Source organism: Leucobacter iarius (genome assembly GCF_039530105.1).
Lineage (GTDB): Bacteria > Actinomycetota > Actinomycetes > Actinomycetales > Microbacteriaceae > Leucobacter > Leucobacter iarius.
Genome location: NZ_BAAAOB010000006.1, coordinates 26647 through 45303, shown reverse-complemented (window position 1 = coordinate 45303; position 18657 = coordinate 26647). Strand labels below are relative to the sequence as shown.

The 18657-nt window shown below is 71.6% G+C and carries 16 protein-coding genes; 7 read left to right on the top strand and 9 right to left on the bottom strand.

Annotated elements, in window-relative coordinates:
* Window positions 1–51 precede the first annotated feature (51 nt).
* The 5 genes from ABD169_RS15660 to ABD169_RS15640 all read right to left on the bottom strand — a co-directional run bounded on the left by ABD169_RS15660 (window position 52) and on the right by ABD169_RS15640 (window position 5590).
* Window positions 52–942, bottom strand: coding sequence for an alpha/beta fold hydrolase (locus ABD169_RS15660; protein WP_344033554.1), 891 nt, complete (start codon window positions 940–942; stop codon window positions 52–54).
* Between the two features lie 689 nt (window positions 943–1631).
* Window positions 1632–3176 carry a ribosome biogenesis GTPase Der gene (gene der / locus ABD169_RS15655; RefSeq protein ID WP_046453991.1) on the bottom strand — a complete coding sequence of 515 codons (1545 nt, stop codon included), beginning with the start codon at window positions 3174–3176 and terminating at the stop codon, window positions 1632–1634.
* A complete protein-coding gene (gene cmk / locus ABD169_RS15650; protein ID WP_344033552.1) occupies window positions 3173–3955 on the bottom strand; it encodes a (d)CMP kinase in 783 nt (260 codons plus the stop codon). The genes der and cmk overlap by 4 nt, the downstream gene beginning before the upstream one ends.
* Window positions 3952–5052, bottom strand: a complete 1101-nt coding sequence (locus tag ABD169_RS15645; RefSeq protein ID WP_344033551.1) for a prephenate dehydrogenase — start codon at window positions 5050–5052, stop codon at window positions 3952–3954. The genes cmk and ABD169_RS15645 overlap by 4 nt, the downstream gene beginning before the upstream one ends.
* 76 nt (window positions 5053–5128) lie before the next feature.
* The gene (locus tag ABD169_RS15640) at window positions 5129–5590 is read right to left on the bottom strand and encodes an Lrp/AsnC family transcriptional regulator (RefSeq protein ID WP_046453989.1); all 462 of its coding nucleotides are present in this window, start codon (window positions 5588–5590) and stop codon (window positions 5129–5131) included.
* Window positions 5591–5799: 209 nt separating this feature from the next.
* Between ABD169_RS15640 and ABD169_RS15635 the strand changes: the two genes are divergently transcribed.
* Entirely contained in the window at window positions 5800–7032 is a 1233-nt protein-coding gene (locus ABD169_RS15635; RefSeq protein WP_344033550.1) for an MFS transporter, read from the top strand.
* 108 nt (window positions 7033–7140) lie between these two features.
* On the opposite strand, the gene ABD169_RS15630 is transcribed toward ABD169_RS15635, so the two are convergent.
* Window positions 7141–7896, bottom strand: a complete 756-nt coding sequence (locus ABD169_RS15630) for a FadR/GntR family transcriptional regulator (protein ID WP_046454664.1) — start codon at window positions 7894–7896, stop codon at window positions 7141–7143.
* 258 nt (window positions 7897–8154) lie between these two features.
* On the opposite strand from ABD169_RS15630, the gene ABD169_RS15625 reads away from it, so the two are divergent.
* From ABD169_RS15625 to ABD169_RS15600, 6 genes are all read left to right on the top strand, one after another.
* Window positions 8155–9684, top strand: a complete 1530-nt coding sequence (locus ABD169_RS15625) for an ABC transporter substrate-binding protein (RefSeq protein ID WP_344033549.1) — start codon at window positions 8155–8157, stop codon at window positions 9682–9684.
* A gap of 101 nt (window positions 9685–9785) precedes the next feature.
* A complete protein-coding gene (locus ABD169_RS15620) occupies window positions 9786–10733 on the top strand; it encodes an ABC transporter permease (protein ID WP_344033548.1) in 948 nt (315 codons plus the stop codon).
* A 2-nt stretch (window positions 10734–10735) separates the two neighbouring features.
* Complete coding sequence (locus tag ABD169_RS15615) at window positions 10736–11656, top strand: ABC transporter permease (protein ID WP_344033547.1); 921 nt, start codon at window positions 10736–10738, stop codon at window positions 11654–11656.
* A complete protein-coding gene (locus tag ABD169_RS15610) occupies window positions 11656–13410 on the top strand; it encodes a dipeptide ABC transporter ATP-binding protein (protein ID WP_344033546.1) in 1755 nt (584 codons plus the stop codon). The genes ABD169_RS15615 and ABD169_RS15610 overlap by 1 nt, the downstream gene beginning before the upstream one ends.
* Window positions 13400–14800: an amidase gene (locus ABD169_RS15605; RefSeq protein ID WP_344033545.1), complete on the top strand. Its 1401-nt coding sequence runs from the start codon at window positions 13400–13402 to the stop codon at window positions 14798–14800. Before ABD169_RS15610 ends, ABD169_RS15605 begins: the two co-directional genes overlap by 11 nt.
* 39 nt (window positions 14801–14839) lie before the next feature.
* Window positions 14840–15625, top strand: a complete 786-nt coding sequence (locus tag ABD169_RS15600; protein WP_344033543.1) for an NAD(P)H-dependent oxidoreductase — start codon at window positions 14840–14842, stop codon at window positions 15623–15625.
* 98 nt (window positions 15626–15723) lie between these two features.
* On the opposite strand, the gene ABD169_RS15595 is transcribed toward ABD169_RS15600, so the two are convergent.
* From ABD169_RS15595 to ABD169_RS15585, 3 genes are all read right to left on the bottom strand, one after another.
* A complete protein-coding gene (locus tag ABD169_RS15595) occupies window positions 15724–16524 on the bottom strand; it encodes an SDR family NAD(P)-dependent oxidoreductase (protein ID WP_344033542.1) in 801 nt (266 codons plus the stop codon).
* Window positions 16521–18002 (bottom strand): aldehyde dehydrogenase family protein, encoded by a 1482-nt coding sequence (locus tag ABD169_RS15590; protein WP_344033541.1) that lies wholly within the window; start codon window positions 18000–18002, stop codon window positions 16521–16523. The genes ABD169_RS15595 and ABD169_RS15590 overlap by 4 nt, the downstream gene beginning before the upstream one ends.
* 117 nt (window positions 18003–18119) lie before the next feature.
* Window positions 18120–18656, bottom strand: a complete 537-nt coding sequence (locus ABD169_RS15585) for a GNAT family N-acetyltransferase (RefSeq protein ID WP_344033540.1) — start codon at window positions 18654–18656, stop codon at window positions 18120–18122.
* Window position 18657 lies beyond the last annotated feature (1 nt).

Here is an 18657-nt window from a genome sequence, read left to right as displayed (position 1 = left end):
TCAACCGAGGAAATCGCGCCCGGCGAGGAGCGTCCCGGCGGACGGATCGCCTCAGCCTGCGGCGATCCAGTCCTCGAGCGCCGCGCGGAACTCCGCCGGCCGCTCCACCCACGGGTAGTGCCCGCAGCCCTCGAGGGTTCGCAGTTCGGCGCCCAGGGCCGCCGCGTAGGCGCGCACCGTCCCGACCCCGCTCAGGATGTCCTCCGCGCCGGCGAGCACGAGCGCCGGCGGTCGCTCGGCGGACAGGATCCGCTCGACCGCGTCCTCGGGAATATCCCGGAACCAGGCGGCCGCGGCGGCGAGCGACATGCCGCCGATCGTCGCGTGCCGACGTTCCGCGTCGCCCCAGGCGGCGTAGCCCGCGGGCGCCTCGGTTCCCCAGGCGCGCTGGAACGCGGCCTCGTCGGTCGGCTCGACCTCCATCAAGGCGAGCGCCGCGTCGATCAGCGGATCGCTGCGACGCGCTCCGACCTCGCCCCCATCGTGCGGGGTGCCGGTGAGCCAGGCCGCGGCCGGCGTGATGAGCGCGAGAGTTCGGGCTCGGCCCGGGAACCGGGCCGTGAGCGCGAGGGCCGCCCGGGTGCCGGCCGAGTGCGCGAGCACGTCGAAGCGCTCGAGACCGAGCCGATCGGCGACCGCGATCGCGTCGGCCGCGTCCGCCCACCACCCGCGCGAGAGGCCGCCCGTCGGCCCGGTGCTTCTCGTCGGCACGGTACTTCCCGTCGGATCGGTGCTTCCCGTCGGATCGGTGCCGCGCGGGTGCAGGATCGCGAGCGGACGCACCGCCGCGAGCCCGGCGAGGCCGTCGAGGTACTCGGGTCCGCGGCACGGCCCGCCGGGGATCACGATCACCGGGTCGCTTTGACTCTTGGAGTCGGGCGCGCAGGCCTCGACCAGCTCGAACGCGACCAGCGACCCGTCATCGGATTCCGCGAACTCCATGCGCCCACCCTAGCGATCGGGCCTGCCGGGATCCACGGATGAGCACCCTCGCGACGACTGGACGTCCTATCTACGAGTGGATGTGCCTCTGACGGCCGGACGCCCTACCGACGAGTAGATGCCTTACCGACGAGTGGACGCGGGACCGACGAGTGGACGGCGTGCCGCGCGTGCGGCAGCCGTCCGATCGTCGATTCAGCGTCCACTCGTCGAACACACGGGCCGCCGCACGACAACGCATCACCCTCGGTCGGATGGCACGGCCTCGTACGACGCGATACAACGCGCCTCCGACGAACAGGCGCCTTTGCGACGAGCGGACGTCCAACCGACGAACAGACGTCGGTTCGACGACCGGACGCCCTATCTGCGGATGGACGGTCTATCTACGAGTGGACGCCGGACCGACGAGTGGACGCCGTGTCGCGCGTATGGAACGCGTCCGGTCGTCGGCTCGGCATCCACTCGTCGAAGGCACGGGGCGACTCGCGACAACGCATCATCCCGGTCGCACGGTACGCACCCAAAAACACCGCAGCGCGCCGCACGAAACATGCGACGCGCTGTGTGCTGCGACGGGCTGTGGACGACGAACCGCCTCGCGCGATCCGAACCAGCGAGCCCCGGCGAACCAGCGGGACCCGCCGAACCGGCGAGCCCCGCCGAACCGGCGAGCCCCGTCGAACCGCTTAGCGGCCGGCGCGGGGCCGCTTCTCGCGGATGCGCATGTTCATGACGATGGGCGTGCCCTCGAAGCCGTAGCGTTCGCGCAGGCGGCGCTGGATGAAGCGGCGGTAGCCGGGATCCAGGAAGCCCGTGGTGAAGAGCACGAACGTCGGCGGACGGTTCTGCACCTGCGTGCCGAACAGGATGCGGGGCTGCTTGCCGCCGCGCAGCGGGTGCGGGTGCTCCTGCACGAGTTCGGCGACGAAGGCGTTGAACTTCGCCGTCGGGATGCGGGTGTCCCACGAGTCGAGCGCGGTCTCGAGCGCCGGAACCAACTTCTCGAGGTGGCGGCCGGTGCGGGCCGAGATGTTCACTCGCGGCGCCCAGGCGACGTGCGCGAGGTCCTGGTCGATCTCGCGCTCCAGGAAGCGACGGCGTTCGTCGTCGAGCAGATCCCACTTGTTGAACGCGAGCACGAGCGCGCGGCCCGACTCGAGCACGAGGTCGATGATGCGCAGATCCTGGTCGCTGATCTCCTGCGTCACGTCGAGCAGCACGACCGCGACCTCCGCCTTCTCGAGCGCGGCGGCGGTGCGCAGCGACGCGTAGAAGTCGGCGCCCTGCGAGAGGTGCACGCGGCGGCGGATGCCGGCGGTGTCGACGAAGGTCCACACGCGTCCGGCGATCTCGACCTGCTCGTCGACCGGGTCGCGGGTGGTGCCCGCGAGGTCGTTCACGACCACGCGCTCCTCGCCGGCGGCCTTGTTGAGCAGGCTCGACTTGCCCACGTTCGGGCGGCCGAGGATCGCGACGCGACGCGGGCCGCCGAGCTTCGGACGGGCGACCGCCGACTCCTCGGGCAGCGCCTTCATGACGTCGTCGAGCAGGTCGGCGACACCGCGACCGTGCAGCGCCGAGACGGGGCGGGGCTCGCCGAGGCCGAGCGACCACAGCTGCGCGGCCTGCGGCTCCTGCACGGCGTCGTCGACCTTGTTGGCGATGAGGAAGACGGGCTTCTTGGTGCGGCGCAGCAGCTGCACGACGCGCTCGTCGGTCGCGGTCGGGCCGACGCGCGAGTCGACGACGAACATGACGACGTCGCAGAGCTCGATGGCGACCTCGGCCTGCGCGGCCACCGACGCGTCGATGCCCTTCGCGTCGGGCTCCCAGCCGCCGGTGTCGACGAGGGTGAAGCGGGTGCCGGCCCACTCGGCCGGGTAGCTCACGCGGTCGCGGGTGACGCCGGGCACGTCCTCCACAACGGCCTCGCGGCGGCCGAGGATCCGGTTGACGAGCGCGGACTTGCCGACGTTCGGGCGTCCGACGATCGCGACGACCGGCAGCGCCTCCGCCTCGGGCTGCGTGAAGCCGAGGAACTCGCCGTCGGCACCGAGGATCTCGAGGTCCTCGGCTTCGAGCTCGAAGTCGTCGAGGCCCGAGCGCATGGAGCGCAGGCGCTCCTCGTCGGTGACGTCGGCGCCGCCCTCGATGACTTCGCTCGGGTCGATGGCGGAGAGGTCGAAGACCTCGGTCTCGCCCTCGTCGTGCAGTTCGTTCGACTCGGTCATGCGGTTTCCTCCTCGGGGCGGGCGCTGGCCTGGTGGGCCTGCGCGCCTCGGATGATGTCGGTGACGGCGGCGACGGACTGCTCGAAGTCGAGCTCGCTCGTGTCCACCAGGGTGACCCCGGGTGCGGGGTTTAGGAAGTCGACCACCAGCGCGTCCTTCGCGTCGCGGGCGATCAGGTCTTGGAGCACCTGTTCGGGGCTCAGACCGGGAAGTTCTGCGGCTCGGCGCTGGGCGCGCACCTCGGGGCGCGCGGTCAGCAGGATCCGGACCGGGGCGTCGGGAGCGACGACCGTGGTGATGTCGCGCCCCTCGATGACCACGCCGGGCAGGCCCGACTCGGCAACGATGGTGCGGAACATGGCGTTCAGCCGTTCGCGGACCGCCGGGTGCTTGGAGACCCGGCTGACCTGGCCACTGACCGAGTGGTCGCGGATCTCGGCGGTGACGTCGATCTCGTCGGACGGCAGACCGTCGAACGCGGGTACGCGCACGGCGACGCGCTGCGTCCCCTGCAGCGTGATGTCGTAGTGCCAGAGGTCGAGCAGGTTCTCGACCGCCGCGGCGTCGTCGAGATCGATGCCGGTGCGGAGCGCGGCCCAGGCGAGCGCGCGGTACGCGGCGCCCGTGTCGAGGATCCCGAAGCCGAGGCGCTCGGCCGCGGTGCGCGCGACGCTCGACTTGCCGCTGCCCGCGGGGCCGTCGATCGCGGCCAGCAGGGATCCGGTCACGGCGGGGACGGCTTCGGGTGCGCCGAGCGCGGGGTCGACCCGTTCGGTCATAGCGTCCTCCATCCGCGGCTCTGCAGATCGGCGACGGCCCGTTCGGCCACCTCGGGCAGCACGGCGATCTCCGCGAATCCGATCTGCGCACCCGGCGAGTGCTCCAGGCGCAGATCTTCCATATTAATGCCCAGCTCGCCGAGCTCGGTGAGCAGGCTCGCGAGCTGCCCGGCGCGGTCGTCGATCAGCACCGTGATCGAGGCGAATCGGGCGGCGCTGCCGTGCTTGCCGGGGATCCGTGCGACGCCGTTCGTTCCGCTCGCCAGCAGGTCGGCGATGCTCCGCTTCGAGCCGGGCGCATCGGCGGCGCGCAGGGCGTCGGTGAACGCCGCGACGTCGCGCTGGAACGCGTCGAGCAGTTCGATGACCGGCTCGCGGTTGGCGCCGAGGATCTGCACCCACAGCTCCGGATCGCTCGCCGCGATGCGGGTGGTGTCGCGGAGACCTGCGCCGGCGAGCTCGATGGCGTGCTCCTCGGCCGGCACGAGGCGGGCCGCGAGCAGGCTCGACACGACCTGCGGCAGGTGCGAGACGAGCCCGACCGCGCGGTCGTGCGCCTCGGGCGTCATCTCGAGCAGCACGGCGCCCAGGTCGAGCGCGACGGCCTCCACCAGCGCGAGGGTCTCGGCGGAGGTGTCGGCGTCGCGGCAGACCACCCAGGGGCGCGCGACGAACAGGTCGGCGCGGGCCATGATCGCGCCCCCGCGCTCGCGCCCGGCCATAGGGTGCGAGCCGACGTAGTTGTCGAGGTTCAGGCCGCGGCGCTGCAGTTCGTGGAGCGGGGCGAGCTTGACGCTCGCCACGTCGGTGACGACGGCGTTCGGGAATCGACGGATCGCGCCCTCGACGGCGTCGGCGACCACGTCGGGCGGTGTCGCGACCACGACGAGCGCGGGATCGGGTTCGCCCGCTGAGCGGGCCCGGCCGGCGCCGTAGTCGGCGGCGAGCGCCGCGGTGGTCGGAGAGACGTCTTCGAGGGTGACGTCGACGCCGCGGGCGCGCAGCCCGAGGCCGACGCTCGCTCCGAGCAGGCCGGCACCGATCACATGCACCTGCCCCGTGACCCTGCTGGCCAGTCCGTTCGCCTGTTCCGTCATGTTCCGTCCTCGCGTCCTCGGCTGTTCGCCCGGTCCATTCTCCCAGGTCGAGCGCCGGTTCCGCAGCGCACGCGGATCATCCTTCTGCGAGCAGCCCGGTGACGCGGTACGGGATCACGGTGCGCAGGAACAGGCTGGTCGAGGTGCGGCGGATTCCGGGGCAGAGCCGGATCTCCTCGCTGACCCGGTAGAGGTCGTCGGGATCGCGGGCGACGACGCGCAGCAGCAGGTCGGTGTCGCCCGCGGGAGCGAAGCACTCGAGCACTTCGGGGATGTCGGCGAGCGCCGCGATCGCCTCGGCGATGCTGTGCTGGTCGAGCTCGACCTGCACGCTCGCCGCGACGGGACGGCCGAGCGCCTGCGGAGTGATGCGAGTGCTCGCGAGCCGGAGGGCGCCCGCCGCGTCGAGCTTGTCGAGCCGTGCCTGCACCGTGCCGCGGGCGAGCCCGAGGCGCTGGGCGATCATCGCCACCGGCATGCGCGCGTCGGCGTCCAGCTCACGCAGTATCCTGCGGTCGGTCAGATCGAGGTCGCTCATTCTGCTCACCTTCTGCCCAGTTTGAGAGTTCGGGATCGAGCATATCGCTCAATTCAGGAAACTTCGCTTGCGCGATTCGCTCGGACTCCCTTGAATATGAGCGGGGCACGGTCAGTGCACCCGACACCACGAGATCCGCGAGCGCAACACCCCGCGCGAACCGGATCACGGACAGCCCCACAAGGGCACGCCCGAACAGGAGACCCGCCTTGAGCGCACCCCAGGCTCTCGCCGCCCCGCACCTCGCCGTCGCCGCCCCGGCCGCGGTGAGACCCAGGATCCGGGTCGCACTGACCGCCCTGACGCTCGGCTTCCTGCTGATCGCCGCGAATCTCTCGACGCCGCTCTTCCCGCTCCTCGAGCAGCGGCTCGGCCTCGACTCCTTCGGCGTCGCGGTGGCCTTCTCGAGCTACGTGCTCAGCATGCTGGTCGGCCTGACCCTGTTCCGGCGGCTGGCCGATCGCCTCAACCGACGCACGGTGCTCGTGACCGCGCTCTCGGTGGCCGCGCTCGCCACGGCGGGACTCGCGCTCGCCCCGAATCTCGGCTGGTTCTGCGCGGCCCGCGCCGTGCAGGGACTCGCCATCGCCGCCGCGACCGGTACCGCGTCGAGCGCGTTCCGCGTGCTGCTGGCCGGGCGCCCCCGGACCGCCGGCCGCCTGACCCTGCTGGCGAGCTCGGGCGGTGTCGCGCTCGGGCCCGTGCTCGGCGGCCTCCTTTCCGAGACCGGTGATCCGCTGCGCACCCCGTACTTCTCGCTCGCGCTCGCACTGGCGCTGCTCGCGCCCGTGATCCTGGCGGTCGTGCCCCACGGCGCCTGCCGCGCCGAGGACGCCGAGCCGCTCCCCGCCGACCCGCAGGGCCCGGCGGTGAGCGCGTCGACCGCCGCCCCGGGCTCCGCCGCCGCGGTGCGCCGGGCGGCCGCGATCGGGTTCCTCAGCTTCTCGCTCTTCGGGTTCTGTCTCTCGCTCGCGCCGTCGGCGTTCGCCGCGCTGCTGCCCGTCGAGTCCCGCTCGGCGGTGGGCCTGCTCGCGGCGCTGACCCTGCTGGCGTCGGCGTCGATCCAACTCCTGCCTTTGCGCGGCGCCTGGCGGGAGCCCGTCGGGCTCGCGGTGCTCGCCGTCGGGATCCTGCTGCTCGGCCTCGCTCCCCTGACCGGCGAGCTCGCGCTGGTCGTCGCGGGCGGCATCGCCGCGGGCGCCGGCCAGGGGCTCGCGTTCCAGTCGGCGTTCGGCCGGGCGGTGGCTTCGGTCCCCGTGTCGCGTACCGGCGCGACGGTCAGCTCGATCTACACGGCGACCTACCTCGGCAGCGCGCTGCCGGTGCTCGCGCTCGGCTCGGCCGCGGGGTTCTTCGGGCTGCCCGCCGCCGTGCTCGGCTTCGCCGCGCTCGTCTCGCTCGGCGCGGTGCTCGCCGCGGTCACGGCACCGCGGCGTACCTGAGTTCGGGTGGGCGCGGCCCAACGGCGCCATTCACGCGGGCGTTTCGTATTCGGACAGGCACATTTCACGGATTTCGTCCGACTGAGCGCAAATCGCCCGTGCGCCCAGCTACCCCACGAGCAGCGCGAGCGCCTCCTGCTGCCCGGGCTCGAGCAGCGGGCCGAAGCGATTGGCGACGGCACGGCGGGCGATGGTGCCGGCTTCGATGGCGTCGCGGCGGGCGATGGCGTCGAACAAACCGCGGTCGATGGCTGCGGATTCGAGCTTGACCCGGTTGTCGTGGTGGGTGCCCTCGGCGTCGCGGTGCATGAGGCCGCGGAGCACGCCCGAGACGGCTTCGCCGCTGAGCGCGAAGATCCGGTTGCCGCTCGCGTTCCAGACGAGCGTGTGGAACGCGAGGTCGAGGTCGGCGAACTCCTCGGCGTTGGCCTCGGCGGCGGCCTGCATGCCCTCGACCGCGGCCCGCATCTCCTCCCGCTGCGCATCGGTGTGCTGCAGCGCGGCGAGCGCGCTGGCGGATCCCTCGAGCACGACGCGGTACTGCACGAGCTCCGCGAGGTCGAGCGCCGCGGTGCCGAGCATGGCGCGCAGCGAGCGCCGCAGGGTCTCGGGCGAGGGCGCGAGCACCTGCGGGCCGCCCCGGGTGCCGGGACGCGATTCGATGAGGCCCATGCTCTGCAGCACCCGCAGCGCTTCGCGCACGGTGGGGCGGCTCACGTCGAACTGCACCATGAGCTCGCGCTCGCTGGCGAGCTGGGCGCCGACGGGGATCTCGCCCGAGACGATCGCCTGCTCGATCTGCTCGACGATGCGCTGGTAGGTGTGGATGGGGACCGCCGGGGCGAAGCTGTGCGGAGTGGACAACGACGGTGCTCCTTCGCGAAGTCTGGCCCGGTCCGCCCGCCGAAACGACGGGTCTGCCGGAAATGCCCCTCATCCTAACGCTGCGAGCAGTGGTCTTACCATGTATCCTGGTTCGAACCTCACGACTCGAAGGCGAACGTCGATGAAGATGACCGCCGAGGGGTGCCACCCGCACCGTTCGAGCCACCCCGGCAGCACACCCCGAGCCGGAGCACCGAGAAGCCGACCGCTGGTCGGCCCACCCTGCGACAGGAAGCAATGATGCGACGCAAGACTCCTCTCACCCTCGCCGCGGCGCTCGTCGCGGCCGGCGCACTCGCCCTCACCGCCTGCTCGGCGGGATCCGGCGGCAGCACCGGATCCGGATCGAGCACGGGCTCCGGCCAGACCGCGGTCACGGTCGCACTCACGGGCGCACCCGTGAACCTCGACTTCACCAAGACCGCGGGATCCGCGATCCCGCAGGCGCTCATGACCAACGTCTACGAGGGCCTCGTGCGCGTCGACCAGTCGGGCAAGGTCGTCCCCCTTCTCGCGAAGGAGTGGAAGATCAGCGAGGACCGCAAGACCTACACCTTCACGCTCCAGGACGGCGCGACCTTCTCGAACGGAGAGAAGTTCACCGCGAACGACGTGAAGTTCAGCCTCGACCGGGTGAAGAAGGACTGGACCACCACGCTCAAGGCGAAGATGGACGTCGTGCAGGACGTCGAGGTGAAGAACGACACCGAGGTCGCCGTGCACCTGAGCCACCCGTCGAACGCGTGGCTGTTCGACATGGCCACCCCCGTCGGCGCGATGTTCTCGTCCACCGGCGTCGCCGACCTGGCGAACACGCCCGTCGGCACCGGCCCCTTCACTGTCGCCTCGTGGAAGCAGAACGAGAACATCGTGCTGAAGACCCGCGACGACTACTGGGGCACCGCGCCCAAGGTGAAGGAGGTCACGCTGAAGTACTTCGCCGACGCGACCGCCACCACCAACGCGCTGCGCACCGGCGACGTCGACGCGATCGTCAACCTGCAGGCACCCGAGCTCGTCGACACGTTCAAGGACGACGGCAAGTTCACCGTCACCTCGGGCACCTCGAGCGGTGAGGTCTCGCTCTCGTTCAACAACCGCGTCGCGCCGTTCAACGACAAGCGCGTGCGCCAGGCGGTGCTCTACGCGCTCGACCGACAGGCGATCATCGACACCGCGTGGAACGGCTACGGCTCGCTCGTCGCCACCTACGCGACCCCGACCGATCCCTACTACGTCGACCTCAACGCGAAGTACCCGCACGATCCCGCGAAGGCGAAGCAGCTCCTCAAGGAGGCGGGCGCCGAGAACCTCTCGATCACCTACACGGTCCCCACCCGTCCCTACGCGCAGGCCGTGTCCGAGATCGTCGTGTCGCAGCTCAAGGAGGTCGGCATCGACGTCAAGATCCAGTCGTCCGAGTTCCCGGCGGTCTGGCTCGACAACGTGTTCACCAAGCACGACTTCCAGATGACCACGGTGCTCGCCGTCGAGGCGCGCGATCTGCTCACGGTGTTCAACAACCCGGACTACTACATCGGCTACGACAACGCGAAGATCGCCCCCATCGCTGCGAAGGCCGACGCGGCCGACGAGCAGGGCTACATCTCGGGCATGCAGGAGGTGCAGAAGCAGATCGTCGACGACGCCGCGTCGGGCGTGCTGTTCCTGTTCCCGAACATCGTCATCACCAAGTCGGAGCTCACCGGCATGCCGAAGAACTCCATCGTCGAGTCGCTGGACCTCACCGGCCTCTCCTGGAAGTGACCCGCTGACGGGGCGGACGCGCACCGCGGCCGCCCCGTCGCCCCCGTCTCGAAACCCGCCCGCGGTCGCACGCCGCGGCCCCACCGTCCAGAGGATCACGCATGGCCATCCGGATACTCATCAACCTCGCGCGGTTCGCGGTGACGTTCCTCGTCGCGACCGTCGTCGTCTTCCTGTTCATGCGCCTCGTCCCCGGCGATCCGGCACAGGTCGCGCTCGGCGTGAACGCGAGCCCCGAGCTGCTCGCGAAGACGCGGCACGAGTTCGGCACCGATCGCCCCCTCGCCGTGCAGTACTTCGACTGGGTCGGCGGCCTGCTGCGCGGCGACTTCGGCACGTCCTACGTCACCCGCGCCGACATCAGCCCGCTCGTGGTCGACCGCCTGCAGGTGAGCCTCATCCTCGTGCTCACCGCCATGGTCGTGGCCCTCCTCGCCGCGATCCCCCTCGGCACCATCGCGGCGGTCAAGCACCGAAACGCCTCGGGCATCCTCATCGGCGCCGGCTCGCAGCTGGGCGTCGCGATCCCCGGCTTCCTCGCCGGCATCCTCCTCGTGCTCGTCTTCGCGGTCGGCCTCGGCTGGCTGCCGGCCGGCGGCTGGACCCCGCCCGGCGAGAACTTCGGCGACTTCCTGCGCAGGCTCATCCTCCCCGTGCTGGCGCTCGCCTCGGTGCAGGGCGCGATCCTCACCCGCTACGTGCGCTCGGCCGTGCTCGAGATCATGAGCGAGGACTACCTCCGCACCGCCCGTTCGAAGGGCCTCAGCCCGACCAAGGCGCTGCTCAAGCACGGCATGCGCAACGCGGCGATCCCCGTCATCACGGTGACCGGCGTGCAGATCGCGGCCCTGATCATCGGCGCGGTCGTGATCGAGCGCGTGTTCGTGATCCCCGGCCTCGGCTCGATGCTGCTCGACGCCGTCGGCAACCGCGACCTGCTCACCGTGCAGTCCGTCGTGATGGTGCTCGTCGCCATCACCCTCATCCTGAACCTCGTCATCGACGTCGTCTACACGATCGTCGACCCGCGGATGCGAAAGAGCGCGTGACCATGGATACCCAGCACATCCCGACTCCCCCGTCCCAGGCGCCGCGCACGAGCGCGATCGCGTCCCCCGCGGCCGCTCCCGCCCGCCCCGCGCGGCGCTCGCGCGGACGGCTCTCCCCCACGCTCGTCGCCGGGCTGATCCTGGTCGGCATCGTCGTGCTCGCCGCGGTCGTGTCGTTCGTCTGGACCCCCTACGACCCCGTGCAGGTGAACGCCGCCGACCGCCTCCAGGGCCCGAGCGGCGCGCACCTGCTCGGCACCGACAAGTACGGACGCGACCTGTTCTCGGGCATGCTCGTCGGCGCCCGCATCACGCTGTTCGTCGGCGTCATCTCGGTCGGCATCGCGCTGCTCATCGGCACGCCGCTCGGCATCCTCGCGGGGATCCGCGGCGGGTGGATCGAGGAGGTCGTGATGCGCGCCTCCGACATCGCGCTCGCGTTCCCCGCGCTGCTGCTCGCGATCATGTTCGCCGCGGTCTTCGGCGCATCGACGCTCACGGCGATGGTTGCCATCGGCATCTCGACGATCCCGGCGTTCGCCCGCGTCGCGAGGTCCGGCACCCTGCAGGTGATGAACACGGAGTACGTGCTCGCCGCCCGAGCCGCCAGCCAGTCACGCACGCGGATCGCCGTGCGGCACGTGCTGCCGAACATCATCGGCATCGTCGTCGTGCAGTGCTCGGTGTCGTTCGCGCTCGCGGTGCTCGCCGAGGCCGGCCTGAGCTTCCTCGGGCTCGGCACGCCGCCGCCCACCCCCTCGTGGGGCCGCATGCTGCAGGAGTCGCAGCAGTTCCTCGGCACCCACCCGCTGCTCGCCATCGTGCCCGGCATCGCCATCGCGATCGCCGTCATGGGCTTCAACCTGCTGGGCGACGGGCTGCGCGACCGATTCGATCCGAAGCTGAACGGGAGCCGCGGCTGATGACCACCGAAACGAAGACCCTGCTCGCCGTCGACGGGCTCAACGTCCGCACCCCGCATCGCACGCTCGTGCACGACTTCTCGCTGCACATGGCGCACGGCGAGCGGATCGGCCTCATCGGCGAATCCGGATCCGGCAAGTCGATGACCACGACCGCCCTGCTCGGCCTACTGCCGAACGGCGTCACCGCCGACGGATCCGTGCGCCTCGACGGCCACGACGGCAACCTGCTCCAGGCGCCCGAGTCCGAGCTCATGAGGATCCGCGGCCGCGACATGGCCATGGTGTTCCAGGAGCCGCTGACCGCGCTCAACCCGCTCATGCGGGCGGGCGATCAGGTCGCCGAGATCATGCTGCAGCACAGGCTCGCCCCGTCGAAGGCGGAGGCGCGCAGGCGCGCGATCGAGATGCTCGACGCCGTGCACCTGCCCGATCCGGCGCAGGCCGCCCGCGCCTACCCGCACCAGCTCTCGGGCGGGCAGCGGCAGCGCGTCATGCTCGCGATGGCGCTCGCCAACGACCCGGCGCTGCTGCTCTGCGACGAGCCCACCACGGCCCTCGACGTCACCGTGCAGCGCCAGGTGCTCGACCTGATCCTCGAGCTCGTGCGCGAGCGCGGCACGGGGCTGCTGTTCATCACCCACGACCTCGCCGTCGTCGCCAACATGTGCACCCGCGTGCTCGTGATGAACCAGGGCGTCGTCGTCGAGGAGGGGCCCACCGAGGACATCTTCACGAAGCCGCAGCACCCTTACACTCGCGGCCTGCTCGCCGCATCGGACCTCGAGGCGACCGACGCCGACGGGCGTCTGTTCACCGTCGCGAGCGCGCAGGACTACGTGCCGCCGACGGTCGATACGGATCCGGCAGCCGCATCCGCCGAGGCCGCTCCCCCGGAGCCGGCCGAGACCCCCGCCGCACCCGCTGCACCCGCCGCACCCGCCGAGACCGTCATGAAGGTCACGGATCTCGTGCGCACCTACACCCGCGGGCGCACGAGCCTGTTCAAGCCGGCCCCCGAGGTGCACGCGCTGAAGGGCATCTCGTTCGAGGTGCCGCGCGGCGGCCGCCTCGGCGTGGTGGGCGAATCGGGCTCCGGCAAGTCGACGCTGCTGCGGATCCTCGCGGGCCTCGACCAGCCGACCTCCGGCAGCGCCGTGGTCGCCGGCAACGAGGTCGCGGGGGCGAAGGAGTCGCAGCTGCGCCAGCTCCGGCAGCAGCTGCAGATCGTGTTCCAGGATCCGATGGGATCGCTCGATCCGCGCATGACGGTCGAGCAGATCATCTCCGAGCCCCTGCTCGTGCGCGGGCGGAACGAGACCGCCGCCGAGCGGTCGCGCATGGTCGCCGAGATGCTCGAGGCCGTCGGGCTCCCCGCCGAGTCCGCGGCGCGCTACCCTCACCAGTTCTCGGGCGGGCAGCGGCAGCGCATCTCGATCGCCCGCGCCCTCATCTGCCGCCCCGAGGTGGTCGTCGCCGACGAGCCGGTGAGCGCGCTCGACGTCTCGGTTCGGGCGCAGGTGCTCAACCTGCTCGCCGACCTCGTCGACGAGTACGGGCTGACGCTCGTGTTCGTCTCGCACGACCTGAACGTGGTGCGGCACCTCTGCGACTCGGTGATCGTCATGCAGTCGGGCGAGATCGTGGAGGCCGGCGACACCGAGACCGTCTACCGGGATCCGCAGCACCCGTACACGAAGCGCCTCATCGATTCGTCGCTCACCCTGCGTCAGGAGCTCACCCATGCCTCGTAACGGTCTCTTCGCGCTCGACGCCGGAACGCTCGCCGACGGCTACGCGAGCGGCGAGTTCACGCCGAGCGAGGTCGCCGAGAGCGTGCTCGCCCGCATCGCGGATCGCGAGCCCGAGCTGAACGCGCTCTACCTGCACGAGCCGGAGGAGGTGCGCGCCGACGCCGACGCGTCGACCGCGCGCTGGGCCGCGGGCGAGCAGCTCGGCCCGTTCGACGGGGTGCCTGCGACGGTCAAGGAGAACATCGCGCGCGCCGGCCGCCCGAAGCCCGCGGGAACCGCGCTGCCGAACCCGCCGATCGCGGCGGCCAACGCCCCGACCACCGACCGGCTGCTCGAGGCCGGCGTCGTGATCCTCGGGTCCACCACGATGCCCGACTGGGGCATGCTCTCGTCCGGCGTCTCGAGCCGGCACGGGATCACCCGCAACGGGCTCGATCCCGCGCTCACCTCCGGCGGCTCCAGCGCCGGCGCCGGCACCGCGGCGGCGGCGGGCTACGGCCCGCTGCACGTCGGCACCGACATCGGCGGATCGATCCGCCTGCCCGGCACCTGGCAGGGCCTCACCGCGCTCAAGCCGAGCGAGGGCCTGATCCCGCTCGACGTGCCATACACGGGCCGCGCGGCCGGCCCGCTCACCCGCACCGCGGCCGACGCGATCCGCCTCATGTCGATCATCGCGAAGCCCGACGCGCGCGACTACCTGACCCGCGCCTACCCGCCGATGGACTGGTCGCTCGAACCGCTCGCGCCTGCAGGGCTGCGTGTCGCCGTGCAGCTCGATGCGGGATCGGGCCTCCCCGTCGAGCCCGAGACCCGCGCGTTCATCGAGGCCGCGGCGAAGCGCTTCGCCGCGGCGGGCGCCGCCGTCGAGCCGCTCGATCCCTTCGTGCCCGCCGAGGTGCTCGACGGCCTCGTCGACTTCTGGCGCAGCCGCTCCTACGCCGACCTCGAGGTGCTGAGCGACGCGGACCGCGCGCTCGTGCTGCCCTTCATCGTCGAGTGGTGCTCGGCCGGCGCCGACTTCTCGGCCGCGCAGACCGTGCGCAACCGCGGCTGCGCCGACGAGATGGCCCGCCTCACCCGCGCCGCCACCGCGCCCTACGACCTCGTGCTCTCGCCCGTCTCCCCCGTCGCGGCGTTCGCGGCCGAGGATCCGATGCCGATCACCGATCCGCTGCGCACCATGGGCCACATCTCATTCACCGCGCCCTACAACATGTCGGGGCAGCCCGCCGTGTCGATCGGCGCGGGCATCCAGGCCGACGGCCGAACCGTCGGCCTGCAGATCGCGGGCCCCATCGGTTCCGACGACCGTCTGCTGCGGGTGGCCCACTGGTTCGAGACCGTGCGCGGCCCGGAGGCGACGGTCGACTGGGGTTCCGTGCGCTGAGCGCTCGCGCCGCGCACCCCGACCTGCTGAGATAGGCGCATGACCGAATCGCGGCCGAACGCCCTCTACCTCTACGCGCACCCCGAGGCGCGCTCGTTCAACCGGGAGCTCTTCGACGCAGCACGCGCGGAGCTCGAGCTCACCCACGACGTCGTCGCGAGCGACCTCTACGCCATGGGATTCGATCCGCTGCTCGACGACCGGGATCTCGGGTCCCTCGCGCAGGCGAGCGGCAGCTTCATCTCGCGCTGGACTCGAGCCACGGCCGAATCGCAGTTGCCCGAGGACATCCGCGTCGAACAGCAGAAACTGCTCGACGCGGACCTCGTGGTGCTGCAGTTCCCGCTCTGGTGGTACTCGATGCCGGCGATCCTCAAGGGCTGGTTCGACCGCGTGCTCACCGCGGGCTTCGGCTTCGACGTGGTCGATCCCGAGACCGGCCTGACCCGCAGGTACGGCGACGGCCTGCTCACCGGCAAGCGCGTGCTGATCGTCGTGTCGTACGGCGAATCGGATGCGGCGCTCGGCCCCCGCGGCATCGCCGGCGACCTCGACACGATCCTCTACGGGCTCACGCACGGCGTGCTGTTCTACACCGGCTGCGAGGTGCTGCCGCTGCACGGCATCGAGGGCGTCGACGGGTTCGACTCCCGCGACGTCGCGCGCGAGATCACCCGCCTGCGCGAGCGAATCGCGGGCCTCGCCGCGGAGGCCCCGATCCCGTTCCGCAGGATGGAGAGCGGCGACTACACGCCGGAGCGCGTGCTGCGCGACGAAGTCGCGCGGGGTCGCACCGACCTCGGGATCCACCGCACCGACGCGTGAGCGCCCGACGCCGAGATGACCCGTTCGCGGGCTATGAGGACTCATAGCCCGCGAACGGGTCATCTCGGAGACGCCCGCGCGTGCGAACGCGTCCCTCCTCAGGCCGGCGGGGTGAAGCGCCCGTCGATCGCGGTCCAACCGCCGTCGACGCTGACCGTGGACCCGGTCACGAAGGTCGAGGCGTCCGAGGCGAGGAACACGACCGCGCCCGCGAGCTCGTCGGGGCGGGCCCAGCGCCCGAGCGCGCTCTTCTCGGCGTAGGCGCGGTACCACTCCTCGTTCGCCCGGATCTGCCCGGTGAGCGGGGTCTCGACGACGCCGGGGGCGACCACGTTGACCCGCACGCCCGAGGCTCCGTACTCGGCGGCCGCGGTCTTCGCGAGCTGCACGAGGCCGGCCTTGGTCGCCGCGTACACGCCCTGGCCGGGCTCGACGACCTGGGCGCGGATCGACGCGAAGCCGATGATCGATCCGCCGCCGTTGTCGGCGAAGCGACGCCCGAACCGACGGATCAACTGGAACGAGGCCCGCAGGTTGAGGTTCACCACCCGGTCGAACTCGTCCATCGAATAGTCGTCCATGCGCTTGCGCACGTTCGTCGCGGCTGTGAACACGAGCGCGGAGGCCGTGCCGAAGCGCTCGGCCGCGGCCTCGACCGCGTCGTCGTCGAGCACGTTCAGCTCATAGGCCTCGGCGACGCCGCCGCGCTCCGCGATGAGCGCCGCGGTGGCCTCCGCGCCCTCGGGCGAGTAGTCGGCGACGACCACGTGCGCTCCCTGCGCGGCGAGCGCCTGCGCGGCCTCGCGGCCGATCCCGCTGCCCGCACCGACGACCACGACGGTGCGGCCGTCGAGGCGGAAGAGGCGGGAGTAGTCGACGGCGGGGGTAGGGGCGTTCATGCGGTGACCTTTCGGGGTGCCGGGCGGATCATGGCCATACGGGTGACGGTGAACTCCTCGATCGCGTAGCGCGGGCCCTCGCGGCCGATGCCGGAGTCCTTGACGCCGCCGTAGGGCATGATGTCGGAGCGGAATCCGGGGATCTCGTTGACGACGACGCCGCCGACCTCGAGCCCCTCGATCGCGGCGAACGCGCTCTCGAGCGAGGCCGTGTAGATGGCGGCCTGGAGACCGTAGCGGGAGTCGTTGACGAGGTCGACCGCGGCGTCGACCGAGTCGACCGCGGTGAGGCAGACGACCGGGCCGAAGATCTCCTCGCGCCAGACGTCGGCGTCGACCGGCACATCGCCGAGCACGATCGGCGGCACGAGCCCGCCCTCGGCCGGGATCTCGACGTCGGTGAGCATGCGCGCGCCGGCGGCGAGCGCACGCTCGACCGTGGCGCGGATCCGGTCGGCGGAGGCCGCGTTGATGACGGGGGCGACGTTCGTCGCGATGTCGCGGGGATCACCGACCCGGAGCTCGCTCATGCGAGCGACGAGGCGCTCGGTGAAGCGCTCGGCGATGGGCCGTTCGAGCACGACGCGCTGCACCGAGATGCAGGCCTGGCCGTTGGCGTAGAAGCCGCCGCGCAGCACCGCATCGACGGCGGCTTCGAGGTCGGCGTCGGCCGCGACGATGAATCCCGTGTTCGAGCCGAGCTCGAGCAGGGTCCTGCGGGGAGCCGCCTGCCCGGCGATGAGGTGTCCGATCGCGGCGGATCCGGTGAACGAGACGACCTGGGCCCGGGAGTCGCACACGAGGACCTCGCCGACCTCGGGGCCGCCGTTGACGAGCTGCACGGCCGCACCGGTGACGCCGTGCTCGGCGAGCACCTCGCGCACGATGGCGACGAGCTCGATCGTGGCGAGCGGGGTGTTGGGGGCGGGCTTGATGATCACGGGGCAGCCGGCCGCGATCGCGGGGGCGAGCTTGTGGGTGGCGAGCAGCACGGGGTAGTTGAATCCGGCGATCCCGACGACGACGCCGGCGGGCTTGCGCGTGTAGTAGCCGATCATGCCCCGGCCGAGCTCCTGAAGGTCGAGCGGCACGGTCTCGCCGTGGACGTGCGAGACCTCCTCGGCGGTGGCCTGGAGCGTGACGATGGTGCGGTTCACCTCGGTGCGGCAGTCGACCCGGGGCTTGCCCGTCTCGAGCACGAGCAGATCCTCGAAGCGCTGCGCGTCGGCTGCGAGCCGGTCGTGCACGGCGGCGAGGATCGACTTGCGCTGCGCGGTGGTGAGCACGGCGACCTCGGAGCGGGCGGCCTCGGCAGCGTCGAGCGCGGCGAGCGAGTCGGCGACCCTGCTGACGGGAGCGTGTCCGACGACGCTGCCGTCGTAGGGGAAGACGACGCTCGAGGTGCCGTCGACGGGCAGCCAGCCGTCGCCGATCGGGAGGGCGCCCGCGGGCGCGATCAGGTCGAGCGGATCTGACATGGCTGGCCTCCTTGCTGCCGACGCACCCCCGATTCGAGTGGTCTTACCATTTAATATAGATCACCACGCGGGCCATCTCCAAGCGCACGGAGGAACCGGGTCGGCACCCGGCCGGAATCAGGCCATGGCGCCCAGCCGGCGCTCGAGCACCTGACCCGGCCACCCGTCGACGTCGAACCCGACGGTCCGCTCGTACCCGCACGATTCGTAGAACCGCACGAGCGCGCCGGTGCCGCCCGCGTAGCAGTCCACGCGCAGCCGCTTGACGCCCGACCGCTCGGCCTCGGCGTCGGCGAAGGCGAGCAGCGCGCGCCCCGCCCCCCTGGCCCGCGGGTCGCGCGATCCGATGAGGATCCGGACGTACACCTCGGGCTCCTCCGCCGGCGGCACGTAGGGCATGGCCTCACCGAGCACGAGCAGACCGACCACGCCGGCACTGGGGAGCTCGGCGACCCGCGCCCCGGGCAGGCGCAGCGCATCGCCCACCTGCGCGACCCGACGCTCCTGACCGGACCAGGGTTCCGCGCCCCACTGCCCGGTGTTGCCGTTCGACACGAACCAGGCCACCGCGTCGTCGAACAACCCGAGCACCGCATCCAGGTCCCCGACCTCGGCGCCACGGATCCGCATCCCCTCCAGCGATGCACGCCCCATG

Bases quoted from the DNA above. Each gene is read 5' to 3' on its own strand.
- ABD169_RS15660 (WP_344033554.1), bottom strand. From the start codon at position 942: ATGGAGTTCGCGGAATCCGATGACGGGTCGCTGGTCGCGTTCGAGCTG.
- der (WP_046453991.1), bottom strand. From the start codon at position 3,176: ATGACCGAGTCGAACGAACTGCACGACGAGGGCGAGACCGAGGTCTTC.
- cmk (WP_344033552.1), bottom strand. From the start codon at position 3,955: ATGACCGAACGGGTCGACCCCGCGCTCGGCGCACCCGAAGCCGTCCCC.
- ABD169_RS15645 (WP_344033551.1), bottom strand. From the start codon at position 5,052: ATGACGGAACAGGCGAACGGACTGGCCAGCAGGGTCACGGGGCAGGTG.
- ABD169_RS15640 (WP_046453989.1), bottom strand. From the start codon at position 5,590: ATGAGCGACCTCGATCTGACCGACCGCAGGATACTGCGTGAGCTGGAC.
- ABD169_RS15625 (WP_344033549.1), top strand. From the start codon at position 8,155: ATGATGCGACGCAAGACTCCTCTCACCCTCGCCGCGGCGCTCGTCGCG.
- ABD169_RS15620 (WP_344033548.1), top strand. From the start codon at position 9,786: ATGGCCATCCGGATACTCATCAACCTCGCGCGGTTCGCGGTGACGTTC.
- ABD169_RS15615 (WP_344033547.1), top strand. From the start codon at position 10,736: ATGGATACCCAGCACATCCCGACTCCCCCGTCCCAGGCGCCGCGCACG.
- ABD169_RS15610 (WP_344033546.1), top strand. From the start codon at position 11,656: ATGACCACCGAAACGAAGACCCTGCTCGCCGTCGACGGGCTCAACGTC.
- ABD169_RS15605 (WP_344033545.1), top strand. From the start codon at position 13,400: ATGCCTCGTAACGGTCTCTTCGCGCTCGACGCCGGAACGCTCGCCGAC.
- ABD169_RS15600 (WP_344033543.1), top strand. From the start codon at position 14,840: ATGACCGAATCGCGGCCGAACGCCCTCTACCTCTACGCGCACCCCGAG.
- ABD169_RS15595 (WP_344033542.1), bottom strand. From the start codon at position 16,524: ATGAACGCCCCTACCCCCGCCGTCGACTACTCCCGCCTCTTCCGCCTC.
- ABD169_RS15590 (WP_344033541.1), bottom strand. From the start codon at position 18,002: ATGTCAGATCCGCTCGACCTGATCGCGCCCGCGGGCGCCCTCCCGATC.
- ABD169_RS15585 (WP_344033540.1), bottom strand. From the start codon at position 18,656: ATGGGGCGTGCATCGCTGGAGGGGATGCGGATCCGTGGCGCCGAGGTC.